This is a genomic window from Tsuneonella deserti (assembly GCF_014644315.1).
Lineage (GTDB): Bacteria > Pseudomonadota > Alphaproteobacteria > Sphingomonadales > Sphingomonadaceae > Tsuneonella > Tsuneonella deserti.
The window spans coordinates 1,871,545-1,885,503 of sequence record NZ_BMKL01000001.1; the positions used below are offsets into that span (position 1 = coordinate 1,871,545).

At 66.2% G+C, this 13,959-nt stretch carries 17 protein-coding genes; 7 read left to right on the forward strand and 10 right to left on the reverse strand.

The features are described from left to right. Window positions 1-507 carry a VOC family protein gene (locus IEW58_RS09130; RefSeq protein ID WP_188644832.1) on the reverse strand — a complete coding sequence of 169 codons (507 nt, stop codon included), beginning with the start codon at window positions 505-507 and terminating at the stop codon, window positions 1-3. Beyond that, window positions 504-1,244 (reverse strand): DUF1428 domain-containing protein, encoded by a 741-nt coding sequence (locus IEW58_RS14195; protein ID WP_188644833.1) that lies wholly within the window; start codon window positions 1,242-1,244, stop codon window positions 504-506. The genes IEW58_RS09130 and IEW58_RS14195 overlap by 4 nt, the downstream gene beginning before the upstream one ends. A gap of 148 nt (window positions 1,245-1,392) precedes the next feature. Here IEW58_RS14195 and IEW58_RS09140 point away from each other — a divergent pair, with 148 nt between their 5' ends. Beyond that, the gene (locus IEW58_RS09140; RefSeq protein ID WP_188644834.1) at window positions 1,393-2,007 is read left to right on the forward strand and encodes a winged helix-turn-helix transcriptional regulator; all 615 of its coding nucleotides are present in this window, start codon (window positions 1,393-1,395) and stop codon (window positions 2,005-2,007) included. Between the two features lie 6 nt (window positions 2,008-2,013). On the opposite strand, the gene IEW58_RS09145 is transcribed toward IEW58_RS09140, so the two are convergent. Continuing rightward, window positions 2,014-2,859, reverse strand: a complete 846-nt coding sequence (locus IEW58_RS09145) for an oxygenase MpaB family protein (RefSeq protein WP_188644835.1) — start codon at window positions 2,857-2,859, stop codon at window positions 2,014-2,016. Between the two features lie 81 nt (window positions 2,860-2,940). Between IEW58_RS09145 and cobS the strand changes: the two genes are divergently transcribed. Together cobS and IEW58_RS09155 are read left to right on the forward strand one after the other, a co-directional pair. Beyond that, complete coding sequence (gene cobS / locus IEW58_RS09150; RefSeq protein WP_188644836.1) at window positions 2,941-3,942, forward strand: cobaltochelatase subunit CobS; 1,002 nt, start codon at window positions 2,941-2,943, stop codon at window positions 3,940-3,942. Between the two features lie 74 nt (window positions 3,943-4,016). Then, a complete protein-coding gene (locus IEW58_RS09155; protein WP_188644837.1) occupies window positions 4,017-6,155 on the forward strand; it encodes a transglycosylase domain-containing protein in 2,139 nt (712 codons plus the stop codon). Here the strand turns inward: IEW58_RS09155 and IEW58_RS09160 are convergent. The 5 genes from IEW58_RS09160 to IEW58_RS09180 all read right to left on the reverse strand — a co-directional run bounded on the left by IEW58_RS09160 (window position 6,142) and on the right by IEW58_RS09180 (window position 9,942). Then, complete coding sequence (locus IEW58_RS09160) at window positions 6,142-6,555, reverse strand: PaaI family thioesterase (RefSeq protein WP_188644838.1); 414 nt, start codon at window positions 6,553-6,555, stop codon at window positions 6,142-6,144. The two genes, IEW58_RS09155 and IEW58_RS09160, sit on opposite strands and share 14 nt — an antisense overlap. After that, the gene (locus IEW58_RS09165; RefSeq protein ID WP_188645746.1) at window positions 6,552-6,992 is read right to left on the reverse strand and encodes a PaaI family thioesterase; all 441 of its coding nucleotides are present in this window, start codon (window positions 6,990-6,992) and stop codon (window positions 6,552-6,554) included. The genes IEW58_RS09160 and IEW58_RS09165 overlap by 4 nt, the downstream gene beginning before the upstream one ends. A 135-nt stretch (window positions 6,993-7,127) precedes the next feature. Next, window positions 7,128-7,340 (reverse strand): hypothetical protein, encoded by a 213-nt coding sequence (locus IEW58_RS09170; protein ID WP_188644839.1) that lies wholly within the window; start codon window positions 7,338-7,340, stop codon window positions 7,128-7,130. Window positions 7,341-7,606: 266 nt separating this feature from the next. Next, window positions 7,607-9,283, reverse strand: coding sequence for an amidohydrolase (locus IEW58_RS09175; protein WP_188644840.1), 1,677 nt, complete (start codon window positions 9,281-9,283; stop codon window positions 7,607-7,609). Window positions 9,284-9,336: 53 nt separating this feature from the next. Beyond that, on the reverse strand, window positions 9,337-9,942 hold the full coding sequence (locus IEW58_RS09180) for a J domain-containing protein (RefSeq protein WP_188644841.1): 606 nt from the start codon (window positions 9,940-9,942) through the stop codon (window positions 9,337-9,339). A 99-nt stretch (window positions 9,943-10,041) separates the two neighbouring features. On the opposite strand from IEW58_RS09180, the gene IEW58_RS09185 reads away from it, so the two are divergent. Genes IEW58_RS09185 through IEW58_RS09200 form a run of 4 tightly spaced genes read left to right on the forward strand, consistent with a single transcriptional unit; the run spans window position 10,042 to window position 12,906 of the window. Further along, window positions 10,042-10,320, forward strand: coding sequence for a BolA family protein (locus tag IEW58_RS09185; protein WP_188644842.1), 279 nt, complete (start codon window positions 10,042-10,044; stop codon window positions 10,318-10,320). Beyond that, the gene (locus tag IEW58_RS09190; RefSeq protein WP_373284741.1) at window positions 10,317-11,201 is read left to right on the forward strand and encodes a pirin family protein; all 885 of its coding nucleotides are present in this window, start codon (window positions 10,317-10,319) and stop codon (window positions 11,199-11,201) included. The genes IEW58_RS09185 and IEW58_RS09190 overlap by 4 nt, the downstream gene beginning before the upstream one ends. Then, complete coding sequence (locus tag IEW58_RS09195; protein WP_188644843.1) at window positions 11,198-12,016, forward strand: SDR family NAD(P)-dependent oxidoreductase; 819 nt, start codon at window positions 11,198-11,200, stop codon at window positions 12,014-12,016. Before IEW58_RS09190 ends, IEW58_RS09195 begins: the two co-directional genes overlap by 4 nt. After that, window positions 12,013-12,906, forward strand: coding sequence for an alpha/beta fold hydrolase (locus IEW58_RS09200; protein WP_188644844.1), 894 nt, complete (start codon window positions 12,013-12,015; stop codon window positions 12,904-12,906). Before IEW58_RS09195 ends, IEW58_RS09200 begins: the two co-directional genes overlap by 4 nt. Window positions 12,907-12,980: 74 nt before the next feature. Here IEW58_RS09200 and IEW58_RS09205 read toward each other — a convergent pair whose 3' ends face one another. Both IEW58_RS09205 and IEW58_RS09210 read right to left on the reverse strand, forming a co-directional pair. Next, complete coding sequence (locus tag IEW58_RS09205) at window positions 12,981-13,310, reverse strand: cupin domain-containing protein (protein ID WP_188644845.1); 330 nt, start codon at window positions 13,308-13,310, stop codon at window positions 12,981-12,983. Window positions 13,311-13,349: 39 nt separating this feature from the next. Beyond that, on the reverse strand, window positions 13,350-13,676 hold the full coding sequence (locus tag IEW58_RS09210) for a hypothetical protein (protein WP_188644846.1): 327 nt from the start codon (window positions 13,674-13,676) through the stop codon (window positions 13,350-13,352). Between the last annotated feature and the right edge of the window lie 283 nt (window positions 13,677-13,959).

Genomic DNA, 13,959 nt, shown 5'->3' on the forward strand with positions numbered 1-13,959 from the left:
TCAGTCCCCCCGCCGCGCGGCTTCGATCGCCGCGATGTCGATCTTGCGCATCGTCATCATCGCATCGAACACCCGCTTGCGAACAGCAGGATCGGGGTCCGCCATGCCATCGGTGAGCGCCCGCGGGGTGATCTGCCAGTTCAGCCCCCACTTGTCCTTGCACCAGCCGCACGCGCTTTCCGCGCCGCCGCTGCCGACGATCGCGTTCCAGTAGCGGTCCGTCTCCTCCTGGCTGTCGGTCGCCACCTGGAAGCTGAAAGCCTCGCTGTGCCGGAACGCCGGCCCGCCATTGAGGCCGAGGCAGGGAATGCCGAGCACGGTGAACTCGACCGTCAGCTCATCGCCCTGGTGTCCATCGGGATAGTCGCCCGGAGCAGTCATAATGGTCCCCACCGAGCTGTCCGGAAACGTCGCCGCGTAGAATTCCGCCGCTTCGCGCGCGGTCCCGTCGTACCACAGGCAGATCGTGTTTTTCGGCTTGGCCAGGCTTCGGGTTTCCGCGGTCATCGCCCCGCCTCCAGCACGAGCATGGGTTCGAACCCGCCGTAGATCATGCGCCGGGCATCGAACGGCAGGTCTTCGGGCATATCCATGGCGGGGTCCTCGATCATCTTCTGGCCCGCCGCGTCGCAAACCTCCCGGCTCGGCCAGGCGATGTAACTGAAGACGACGCTCTCGCCTTCTTCGGCCTTCACCGCGCGGTAGAAGTCTGTCTGCTTGCCGTGCGGCACATCCTCGCCCCACGCCTCGAGAGTGCCGCGAGCGCCGTATGCCTCGAGCATGTTCCAGGTCCGGTCAGCCAGCGTGCGATACTCCTCGCGACGGCCAGGCACGACCGGGACCACGAAGCCCTGGACATAGTTCCCTTCCGAAAAAGTCCCATGGGTCACGATCGGTTCGAAGCCTCCGAAGATCATCCGCGCGCCATCGAAAGGTACCGGGTTGTCCTCTGGGCTCATGCGCGGGTCGGTACCCATCAGGCCGTTGATCGCCGCCATGCCTGCCTCGCGGGACGGCTTGTCCGGCCACTCGATCCAGGCAAAAGCGACAGTCTCGGCTTCTCTGGCGGCGACCGCGCGCTGGAAATCCGTCGTTTCGCCCGGTTTCAGGTCAGCGCCCCAGCACTCGACCACCCGCAGTGCCCCGTGCTCCAGAAAGACCGGATCGACCGTCGCGGCGTGACGGAGGAATTCATCCCTGGCCGTATGCGGCACCGGAATGAGGAAACCGTCGAGGTAGCTCATGGCAGCGCTCTCCCTGCTGCGAATCGAACCTTGAGGTTTCTGCGCCTATATGTTACAAAAAGCAACCATGGAGTTACCAAAACAACCTATTGTTGAAAATCAGTTGCATGGCCGCTGGTATGGGGACGCTTGCGGCACCGCTTTCGCAATGGAACTGGTTGGCGAGAGGTGGACGCTTCTGGTGGTGCGGGAGCTGATGCTGGGGGCGCGCCGCTTCTCCGATATTCGCGCCAGCCTGCCGGGCATCAGCGCCAAGACGCTGACCGAACGGCTTGCCTCGCTAGAAAAAGCCGGCGTGGTCGTCCGCCGGAAACTTCCGGCGCCCGGCAAGGCGCAAGTCTACGAATTGACCGAATGGGGTTACGCGGCCGAGCCGCTCCTGCAGGAGGCCGGACGCTGGGCCGCCCAATCGAGTGCGCACAATCCCTTGCTCCCCCTTTCCTCGGTTTCCCTGATGCTTTCGATGCGCACGATGGTGGACAAGCGGAACGTCGGCTCGATCAAGGGCCGCATCGGTTTTGTGATTGGCGAGGACTCGTTCGTGGCGGAACCCGATCACGGCCGCCTTCCGATCCGGCGCGCCGACGTTGCGGGTGCGGACGCGGTGTTCCGCGCGCACGAAGCTTCGCCCCTTGCCGCCGGCATCTATGCCGGCGTGCCGTGGGAGCATCTTGAACGCGAAGCCGGCGTCGCGATCGAAGGCAACCGCTCACTCGCGCTGCGCTATGCCGCGCTGTTCAGCCTGCCGCCGAAGCTGGTCTAGGTTCGCCTAGCGCTGGCGAAAGGCCCAGCGCAGCGTTTCGGACATGGCGCGCGTGGCCATGCGCGCCGGAAGGGCCGATGCGGCGGGCCGGCGCAGCCCCAGCATCGTGCGAGCGTATGGCGGGAGCAGGTCGACCGCCGCTGCGCCCAGTGCTCGCTGAACCGCCACGGGCGCCCCTTTCGGGCGCTGCGTCAGCACCAGTTGGGCGACTTCGCGCGCGGCCTCGCTTGAGGAGAGGTCGCTGCGCATCTTCGCCATCAAATCCTGGGCCTCGGCGCTCGTTCGAGGGACCGGGTCGGCGCCCAGCGCATCAGCGATGACGGCGAACTGGCGGAAATATTCGTCCCGCTCGTCCGCGGGCATGTCAGGGCGAACATAAGCCAGGTAGGCATCGAGAAAGCTTGTCGCCTCGGCCACGTGCACCCAGGCGAGGGTGCGCGGGTCAGTCGCCGAGTATCGCCCTCCTCCCGGCAGCTCGCCGCGCACGGCAACATGGATGCGGTTCACCCGTGCGATCGCTTCCATCGCATCGTCCCGGTGGCCGAACGTCGTAACCGCGATGAAGCGCGCCGTCCGGCGGAGGCGTCCGTGCATGTCGGTCCGAAAATCCGAGTGGTCGAGCACGCCCTGCAAGGCATGCGGGTGCAACATCTGCAACAGCAGCGAGCGGATGCCGCCGACCATCATCGGCACCACCCCCGCGTGGACCATGCGGATTGGCGAGTCTCGTTCGAACAGCGCTTCGTCCGACAGCGGCACCGGCCCCTGGCCGCTCTCGACATCGTTGAACACTCCGCGCACCCGTCCGACCAGCTTTCTGCGCAAGAGATCGGTGGGTGAAGGCAGCGGCATCGCGGCTGTTATCGGGGCAAGATAAGTTGCTCGCAAGGACGCTTGCGGCCATTGCTGGGCGCGTATAGGCAGCCGGACGCGATGAACGACATGACCGATAGTTCGAGAGACCTGGGCGACACCGGCCAGCGCACCCTGCTCGCCGCCCCGGATACCGTGGTGGACGCGCGCGAGGTATTCGGCGTCGATATCGACTGGAAAATCCCCGCCTTCTCCAAGGCAGATCCGCGCGTGCCGGACATCGACGAAGGCTATGTGTTCGATCCGGACACCACGCTGGCGATCCTCGCCGGCTTCGCATTCGATCGCCGGGTGATGATCCAGGGCTATCACGGCACCGGCAAGTCGACCCACATCGAACAGGTCGCCGCCCGGCTCAACTGGCCGTGTATCCGCATCAACCTCGATGCGCACATCAGCCGCATCGACCTTGTCGGGCGCGACGCCATCGTCCTGCGCGATGGATTGCAGGTAACGGAATTCCGGGAAGGGCTGCTTCCCTGGGCGCTGCAGCATCCGGTGGCGCTGGTGTTCGACGAATACGATGCCGGCCGGCCCGACGTGATGTTCGTGATCCAGCGCGTGCTCGAACAGCAGGGCAAGCTGACCCTTCTCGATCAGAACCGCGTGATCCGCCCCGATCCGCACTTCCGCCTGTTCGCCACCGCCAACACGGTCGGCCTGGGCGATACGAGCGGCCTCTATCACGGCACCCAGGCGATCAACCAGGGCCAGATGGACCGCTGGAATATCGTCGTCGCGCTGAACTACCTCCCCGCCCAGACCGAGCAGGAAATCGTGGCGGCCAAGAGCCCGAACACCAGCCGCAAGGTAATCGCGGATATGGTCAAGGTGGCGGACATGACCCGCCAGGGCTTCATCGGCGGCGACATCTCGACCGTGATGAGCCCCCGGACAGTCATTACCTGGGCGCAGAACGCGGAAATCTTCGGCGATGTCGGCTTTGCCTTCCGCCTTACTTTCCTCAACAAGTGCGACGAGGCCGAGCGGGTGCTGGTGGCCGAATACTACCAGCGCGTGTTCGGGGTGGACCTGCCCGAAAGCGTCGTCGGCCGGAACTGAGCGACACGCTGTTGCGCGGGGTTCAGCCTCGCGGGGCTATCCATCGCTGTGTTGACTTGGTAACACACTATTGAATGTCGCTGCTGGCTCCCTGGTCCCGCCGGAAACCTGAACCCGAGCCCGCGCCGCACGCGGGCTACTTCGCTTTGCACGAAGCGTTCGGCGACGACGATGCGGTGGCCGACCAGTTCGACGATTGGAGCCCGCAGCCGGACGGGGCGCATCCGGCCAGGCGACTCTGGCTCGGCCGTCGGCGCCGGTGGTGGATCGTACGTGGCCTGGCCGCGCTCCTCGCCCTGTTTATCGTGATCGTCGCCTGGCTTGCGGTGACCGCGCCGATGTCGAAGTCGCTGCAGCCAATCGCCGCGCCGCAACTGACGCTGCTCGCCAGCGACGGCACCCCGATCGCGCGCAATGGTGCAGTGATCGACAAGCCGGTGGAGGTGGCCAAGCTGCCCCCCCACGTGGTCCACGCCTTTCTCGCAATCGAGGACCGGCGGTTCTACGATCATTGGGGCATCGATCCCCGCGGACTGGCCCGAGCCGCATGGACCGGATACGGCGGCGGCAGCACGATCACCCAGCAGCTCGCCAAGTTCACCTTCCTCACCCCCGAACAGACCCTGACGCGCAAGGCACGCGAGATGCTGATCGCGTTCTGGCTCGAAGCGTGGCTGACCAAGGATGAAATCCTCCAGCGCTACCTGTCGAACGCCTATTTCGGGGACAACGTCTACGGATTGCGCGCCGCGTCGCTTCACTACTTCTACCGCCAGCCCGAGCGCCTGAAGCCGGACCAGGCGGCGATGCTCGCCGGATTGGTCCAGGCGCCCTCCCGCTACGCCCCTACCAGGCATTACGACCGCGCCGCGAAGCGCATGCGGCTGGTCGTCGGCTCGATGGTCGACGCGGGCTATCTGACCCCGGCGGAGGGTCGCGCCATGCGCCCGCCCCGGCTCGACGTGAGGCCCGACAAATCGCTGCCTACCGGAACCTATTTCGCCGATTGGGCGCTGCCCCAGGGCCGCCAGCTGGCCGAGGCAGGCTACGGCGGGCAGACCCTGACCACCACGCTCGATTCCCGGCTCCAATCGATCGCGCGCCAGGTGACGCGGCGGGTGCCGGGCAACGCCCAGGTGGCACTGGTGGCCATGCGACCCAACGGCGAAGTTGTCGCAATGATCGGCGGCAGGGATTACGCCCGCTCGCCGTTCAACCGCGCCACCCAGGCGCGGCGGCAACCGGGTTCCACATTCAAGTTGTTCGTCTGGCTCGCCGCGCTGCGCAACGGGATGGGTCCCGACGACCGGATCGACAACCGCGAGATCCTGACCGGCAGCTACCGGCCCAAGAACGCCGGCGGAAATTATTCCGATTCGATCACGCTCGAAGAAGCCTTCGCCCGCTCCAGCAACGTGGCCGCAGTGCGCTTGCTCAAGACCGTCGGCAGCGAAAAGGTCATCGCCACTGCGCGCGACCTTGGCGTCACTTCGCCCTTGGCGGCTGGCGATCCCAGTCTCGCGCTGGGCACTTCGACGATGACCCTGCTCGAATTGACCAGTGCATACGCCGGAGTCGCAGCCAATGACTTTCCGGTAACCGCACGCGCTTTCGCGATGCCCGAACGCGGCTGGTTGGCGAAGGCGTGGGAGTGGAGCAATCACGAGCGTCTTTCGGGCCGAACCCACGGCGACATCGAGCAGCTCCTGCGCGCGGCGGTGAGCCACGGAACCGGCCGCGCGGCTGCTCTGTCCGTGCCTGCCTATGGAAAGACGGGAACGAGCCAGGATTACCGCGATGCGCTGTTCGTGGGCTACGCAGGCGATCTCGTCGTCGGTGTCTGGCTCGGCAACGACGACAACAAGCCGCTCAACGGAGTCACCGGCGGCAGCGTTCCAGCGCGCATCTGGCGCGACTTCATGACCCGCGCCCTTGGCAAGCCCGCCCAGAAGACCGCGCCGCGACCCGACGAGCGCGAGGATCCCGGCACTCCGGTGGAGCCGATGGACGTCCCCGGTCCCGCTGCGATCCCCACCGCCGAGTTCCCGATCGACGAGCGTGGTTCGCGTGTGCGGATCGGCGGCGAAGGGGTGACCGTAACGACCGACGTGGAGGGCGTGCCCGTGGATGTCCGGCTGGGTCGCGACGGGCTGCGGATCGAGCCCGGAGCAACGCCGCCCGCGCCTCCCTCGCCCACGCCTACAGGACCTTAGAAGCTTCTTCCTCGACCATCAGGATGTTCATCACCGCGCTGGCGATGGGCTTCGCGGGATCGTCCTGCCAGGCCTCCACCTCGAGGTTCGCATTACGCCTTCCCAGGCGCACGATCCGTCCACGGGCAAAACTTTCCCGCGGGCGGCCGGTGGAGAGGTACTGCACCGTGATATTGATCGGCTTGAGCAGCGGATCGCGCCCCTGGCGAACAAGCTCGGACCTCAGCGCGGCATAGCCCGCGGTCTCCAGCAGCCCGGCGATCGCACCTCCGTGCCAGGCTCCGGGCCGACCCTCCAGTTCATGGCCGAAATCCAGCGCCAGCAAAGTCGCGCCGTCCTCACCGCCTTCCACTATCCGCATCCCGAGCGCCTCGGCGTAGGGGGTCAATCCCGCACTCATCGCATGCGCGCCGGATCGAGGGTCATGAAGACGCCGGAAACGGTCGCCACCGGATCCTTCGGGTCGCCGTCATGCGCTTCGCCGCGAACGAAAGCGGCAGATCGCGTGCGACGGTAGCAAGTCGCCCGACCGGCGACTGACGCCCGCTCGCGTGCGGGGCGGATATAATCGACCCTCAGATCGAGCGTGGCGACGGGGCGGAAAATACCATTGGCGACCCAGATCGACATTCCCGCCGCCATGTCCATCAGGCTGATGATGGGACCGGACGCAAGCACCGGACGCCGTTCGTCACCGATCAGGTCCGCGCGCCAGGGCAGTTCGAGCTCGACCCAGTCGGAGCCGTGATCGCGGTAGCGCAAGCCGAGCCAACCGGGGTGGGCGCGCTTGAGCACCCACCTGGAAAGTACATCGGCGTCAAAGGTCCCCTGGAACATCTCCATTGACTGTTCGTGGAGACGATCACGGCGTTTGGCAACCGGCAGGTGGACGCTGGAAAGCAACCTCCCCGCGCTCGACGGGCAAAAAAAACGGGGCCCGAAGGCCCCGTTTCAAAATCACTTCCAATCAGCTTACGGGCTGACGGGCTCGTTGTGATTCTTGGTCGCGATGACGATCGCGGTGATGAACGCGGCCAGGGCAAAGAAGCCCAGGACCCAGGCGCTGCCCATTTCGCTGCCCTGCTCCACCGGAGCGGCTGCGCGCTGGGGAGCGGCCTGAGCGGCAACCGGAGCAACCACAAGGGTCATGGCAGCGGCAGCGGCCGCCAGGTTACGGATCTTCATACAATTTCTCCTCGAAGCGCTTGTATTTATGACTGTCGGGGGTGCCCTAAGCGAAGGCGAAAAGGCAGGCAACCCCGATTTGACCGAATTTCATCAAAAAATCAAACACACACGGTTTGCGGACAAACTGCGGCTATCTTGCAACGTATGGAAATTCTTCGCTTTCGTTATCGTTCCCCGAGACGACCGGTTTCAGCCAAATCCGACCCATCTGCACACTGGGGAGAGACGGCGAGTGGAATGCGGTGGATGTGATTGAAATCAGGTTAACGGCTGTCGCGCCTGACGGCGACCTGCCCGGCGACGTAGATCCGCTCTCCGCCCACCCATGTCTGCAGCACGCGCGTGGCGCGCAGTTCCTGCGGCGCTGCGAGCAGGGGATCGCGATCGATGACGATGAAATCAGCCCGCAGGCCGGGCTTGATCTCGCCGAATCGCGATTCGGCGAAGCCGGCGTAGGCCCCTTGCGAGGTGTATCCCGCCAGCGCTGCCTCCCGGCCGACCGCTTCGCCGGGCATCCAGCCTCCGAATGGCTGGCCGTCGCTTCCGGTGCGGCTGATTGCCGCCGCCATTCCTGCGAATGGATCGGACGCCTCCACCGGGGCATCGGAGCCGAAAGCCAGCGGGGCGCCCGTCGCGGCGATGGAGCGCCAGGCATAGGCGCCTGCCAGGCGGGCCTGGCCCAGCCGCGCCTCGGCCATCAGCCGGTCCGATGTCTGGTGGATAGGCTGCATCGAGGCGATCACGCCGTTCTTGCCGAAGCGCGCGATGTCCGCCGGATCGACGATCTGGGCGTGCTCGACCCGCCATCTGCGGTCGCCCTTGTAGGTGTCGGACAGTTCCTCCACCGCGCCGAGCACTTCGGCGTTGGCGGCATCGCCGATCGCGTGGACGGCGACCTGAAACTTGTCGAGGGCGGCGCGGCTCATCAGGTTGCGCAACTGTGTCCCGTCCATCAGCGGCAAGCCCGTGTTCTTCGGATCGTCGGCGTAAGGGGCCTTGAGCCATGCCCCGCGTGAACCGAGCGCACCGTCCAGGTAGAGCTTGACCCCGCCCATGCGCAGCCGGTCGCCATAAAGCCAGGGAGTAGGACCCGGGCCGCCGATCAGTTCCATCGCCGGCACGCCCGCAGCATAGGCCATGATCCGCACCCGCAGCCAGCCGAGATCGCCGGCCCGGCGCATGCTCTGCCACGCCTCGATGGTGGTACCCATGTCGGCTGCCGCAGTGACACCCTTGGCGAGGAGGATCTCCTGCGCCTTGCTCAGCGCCAGGTCGTACTCGTCCGGCCGCGGCGCCGGAACCACCCGCTCCGCCAATTCCTTGGCGTTATCGACCAGGACTCCTGCCGGAGCCCGCGTGCCCGCAGCCCGCTCGATCCGTCCGCCTGCCGGGTCGGCCGTTTGCGCCGTGATCCCGGCAGCGCGCAAGGCGGCGCTGTTGGCCCACTGCGCATGCCCGTCGACCCGCGCGAGCAGCACCGGACGGTCGGGAACGACCGCGTCGATCTCGGCTGCGGTCGGGAACCGCCCCAGCCCCCAGATTTCCTGGTTCCAGCCGCGCCCGATGATCCATTTCCGATCCGGATACTTCGCCGCGTAGTCGCGGATCTTCGCCTGCGCCTCGGCCAGCGAGCGGGTATCGGTAAGGTCCAGCGTCAGGGCGGCGAAGCCGAGCTCCATGATGTGAAGATGCGAATCGATCAGCCCCGGAACGACCACCGCGCCCTTCCCGTCGACCCCGAACTTGGCGTGCGGACGCTTGTCCTTGCGGTCGAGCAACTGCTTCACCCGGCCCTCGTCGTCGATCCAGATGCCGGTGAACCGGGTAACCCGCCCCTCCCGGTCGACAGAGACGCCCTGCACGTTGTCGATCAGCGTATCGGCGAAAGCGGGCGCGGCGACGAGCGCGAGGGCGCAGACGAGAAGGCGGAGCGTTTTCATGGGGGTGCGGGTGCGGCAAGTTCGGCCGCGACGCAACCGGCTTTTCCGCCTCGCTAGGCGAGCGCCGCGCTCTTCCGGAGCATCTGGTACGCCTCGACAACCCGGCCCAGCCTGGCCTCGTGCGAGCGGTCCCCGCCATTTCGGTCGGGGTGATATCGCCGGACCAGTTCCGTATAACGCCGGCGCAGCGCGCCGCGGTCGATGTCCACGGCAAGGCCCAGGGTATCGAGGGCCGTCCGCTCCTCGCGAGTGAAGCGGGCGGCGCTGGCCCGGGACTGGGCCTGCCCCTGCGCCCGCCGCCGGATGTCGGCGGCGCGGGCGCCGATCGCCTCCAGCGGGTCGGCGAAATCGGCCCAGCGCGGAGCGTTTCCTGCTCCGCCGTCGGCGCGGAAGGCGCGGGTGGTGCTCGAACCGGCGGCCCATCCGGCGGCGGGGTGCTGGGCGGAGATGATCTCCTCCGCGCTCATTCCATCGAACCAGTTGTAGCTCGAGTTGAACTCGCGCACGTGATCGAGGCAGAACCAGCGGCTTTCGCCGGGCCCGTCGAACCCGGCCGAGCGCTCACCCGGCGCGCGGAATTCGCCCGCCTCGACGCATCCGGGCGCCTGGCAGGCTTGCCCGCTGCTCTCGATCCGGCCATGGAATTTATGCGGCTTCACAAGAGATACTTGGAGGCCGCACACCGGGTTTGCAACTCGGGCGGCGAACCGCAGAACGCTAACCAGATGCGTTCCGGCGCGAAGCGATGGGAAGGTGACATGAACGGTACCGTGGCCGAGGAAATGACATCGCTTCTGACGGTCGCGCTTGCGCCGACGCGGCTCGAAGTCATAAATGACAGCGCGAAGCATCACGGGCACGCCGGTGACGACGGCAGCGGCGAATCCCATTTCACGGTGATCATCGAAAGCGCTGCGTTCGCAGGAAAGTCGCGGCTGGAACGCCAGCGGATGGTGAACGCCGCTCTGGGCGACATTCCCGGCAACCGGGTCCACGCCCTCGCCATCCGCGCCTTTGCGCCGGGCGACGCTGCGTGAGCGTGATCGAGACGATCCAGCCGGTCACGCACGACCTCGGCCAGTTCCAGGTCCGTCGCGTGCTTCCCAGCCGCGGACGGACGATGGTCGGCCCGTTCATCTTCGTCGACGAGTTCGGCCCGGCCACGCTGGATGCGGGCGACGGAATGCAGGTGCGACCGCACCCCCACATCAATCTCGCGACGGTCACCTGGCTATTCGAGGGCGCGATCGATCACCGCGACAGCCTCGGCACGTTCGCAACAATTCGTCCCGGCCAGGTCAACCTGATGACCGCCGGGCGCGGGATCGTCCATTCGGAGCGCTCGCCCGCCAGCGAACGCGACGGGACCGGCAAGCTTTACGGCATGCAGACCTGGCTCGCCCTGCCCGACGGGCGCGAGGAGATAGATCCCGCGTTCGAGGCGCAGACCGCTCTGCCGATAGTCGAGGCGGGCGGCGCCAAGGCGATCGTCGTGATGGGCGAGCTCTGGGGTGCCGCAGCGCCAACGACTCGCCATTCACACACCATCTATGCCGAGATCGTGCTCGACGCAGGCGGCACCGTGCCGATCGACGCAAACGCCGACGAACGCGCGGTGATGCTGGTCGGCGGCGAGGCACGGATCGATGGCGAGCCGCTTGAACCCTATGTTCTCGCGATCCTCGCGCCCGGCGCGGCGATGACCCTGGCGTCCGACAAGGGTGGCCGGGTCATGCTGATGGGCGGCGAGGCTTTCGCGACCGAGCGCCACGTGTGGTGGAACTTCGTCAGCTCGAGCCGCGAACGGATCAACCAGGCGAAAGACGACTGGCGCGCCGGTCGCTTCGCGCCGATCCCCGGCGACAGCGAGGAATTCATTCCCATCCCTCAAGTCCCAAACACAGCGAGCTACCCATGACATTCGAAGGCAAGACGGCCTGGATTACCGGCGCATCGAGCGGCATCGGCGCGGCGCTGGCGCGAGAATGGGCGCGGCGGGGCGGCAAGGTGATCCTTTCCGGGCGTGACGATTCGCGGCTCGCGGCGGTCGCACAGAACCTCGCCGCCGAGAGCCTGGTCCTGCCGTTCGATGTGCGCGATGACGCCGCGCTGGCCCGGGCGACCGAACGGGCGCTGACGTGGAAAGGCGGCGTCGATCTCGCGGTCGCCAACGCGGGCATCTCGCAGCGTTCCGTCGCGCTGGAAACCGACATGCGCGTCTATCGCGAAATCATCGAGGTGGACCTCGTCGCCCAGATCGCCTTCGCCCAAGGTCTGATCGGCGCGATGAGCAAGCGCGGCAGCGGCGCGCTGGCGTTCATCTCGTCGATCGCGGGCAAGGTCGGCGTGCCGATGCGCACCGCCTACAGTGCGGCGAAGTTCGGCCTTGCAGGATATGCCGACGCCCTGAGGGCCGAGCTGTCGCAGACCGGCGTCACCGTTCACGCGATCTACCCCGGCTCGATCCGCACCGATGTCAGCCGCAACGCTCTCACCGCCGACGGATCGGCGCGCGGCAGGAGCGACAAGGTCATCGACGAAGGGATCGACCCCGACGTCGCCGCCGCCGAAATGCTGGATGCCATCGCCGCCGGCACGCGCGAGATCATCGTCGCGCAAGGGGCGGAAAAGGCGATGGGCGAAGCGCGCCGCACGCCCGACGCCCTGTTCGACCAGGTCGCCGACATGGTCGCGCGCGGGTACATCGAACGGATGAAGGGAGAAGGAGCATGAACCGTGTCACACTCGAAAGCGGCATCGCCCTCGATGTTGTCGATGAAGGACCGGCAGACGCGCCCGCTCTCATCTTCCTGCACGGCTTCCCCGAAAGCCACCGCACCTGGCGCCACCAGGTCGCGCATTTCTCCGACCGTTATCGCTGCGTCGCGCCCGACCAGCGCGGCTATCGCGGGTCGTCGAAGCCCCCGCAAGTCAGCGACTACGCCCCCGACAAGCTGATCGGCGACGTATTCCAGCTCGCCGATGCGCTCGACATCGACAAGTTCACGATCCTCGGACACGACTGGGGCGGCGCGATCGCCTGGGGCACCGCGATCGCGGGGCAGACGAATGGCCGGGTCACCCGCGCGGTGGTCGCCAACGCCCCGCACCCGGCGATCTTCCAGAAGCTGCTCTACACCAACCCCCACCAGCGCGAATCGAGCCAGTACATGCGCGGCTTCCGCGATCCGAAGAACGATGCGCTGGTCCGCGAGCATGGGCTCGCCGGCATCCTGCTGCAGGAAATCAAGTGGGACAGCGGCGACGTCATGGAGCCCGCCGAACGCGCAGAGCTGCTCAAGGACTGGCAGGACCGCGACGCCGCCTTCGCGATGCTCAACTGGTACCGCGCCAGTCCGATCGACATCCCCCCGATGGACGCGCCCTACGAAGTGCCCGCCGGCTGGACCCCGCCCGCCCTGCCCAACCTGACCATCCCGACGCTGGTAGTCTGGGGTATGGACGACCTCGCGCTGCCGCCCGAGAACCTCGAAGGGCTGGACGAGATCATTGACGACCTTACCCTGGTCGAAGTGCCCGGCAGCGGGCACTTCGTGCCATGGGAAGCGCCGGAGAGCGTCAACGCCGCAATCGACGATTTCCTGCAGCGGACGGCGGGATAGGACACCTTTGGATGGGTCCCGGTCGACCGCGCCCGCAGCGTTTTTTCGCCCAAGGGTCGCGACGTCAACTCAGTTCAATCGGGCAGCAGGATCGTCAGCAGAAGGGATGACGGCTCGATCGCTCGCACTCCGTGCGTCACGCCCGAGTCAAAGAAGACCCATTGGTGCGCATCAAGCGACAGGGACTTGTCCGGCAAATCGAGCACGATCCTGCCTTCGAGGCAGAACAGGGTGAACTGCCCCGAGACAGTGTGGGCTGGTAAGGTTTCTCCCGCCCTCAGGACGAGGCGGATAGCCTCGAAGCTGTCGGTTTTGACCAACGCGGCCGTATGAGCTTGCTGCAAGCGGTCTCGCAGCGGCGCAAGGTCCACGACCTCGCCCGATGCAGCATGGTGCAGTGCCATCGCGTTCATCCTCTCTCGTTGTTCCGCGCCTTGCGTGCGTCAGATCCACCCCGGCGGATCAGACGCTGGAAATGACTCATCGGAAGCGCGATCGACGATGTCGAACGGCTCGGACCACGCCGCTCGCCGCGACTGCACGAGTTCGACACGTTCGCGCACTTCGCGTGCGATTGACAAATGTAGCCCCGATCGCGCGCCCTCGATCTGATCCTCGATGTCCAGTGCGCACGAGCAGATGTTCTCGTGGAGGGCCTGCTCGACATGCTGACCGAGCGTGCGCTGATCGTCGCTCTGTTGGAGTACGAGAACCCGGCTGACCGCGGCTGCGATTGCCTCAGGGGCGAACGGATCGCCATATTCGTGCATGGTTCAAACTCCACGTCAGTTTCGCGCGACTTGCCGCTAGAACGCCCGCCAGGAGGCCAGCGGGAGGCATCGCGCTTTTGAACCGGGTATCCAGCGGTCCCGGACCCGGGATCTGGCAGCATTCAGGACAGTACATCCGAGCTTCCTTTGCGAATGCTTATCATTATCACGATTTGCTGGAGCATGCAAGGCCAGCCTAGCAACCGTGACCCTTGATGATCGCGGCCGGGACTGAATTGGCGCTTCATAGTCCGCAATTGGATGGAACCCGGGAATCGGACTT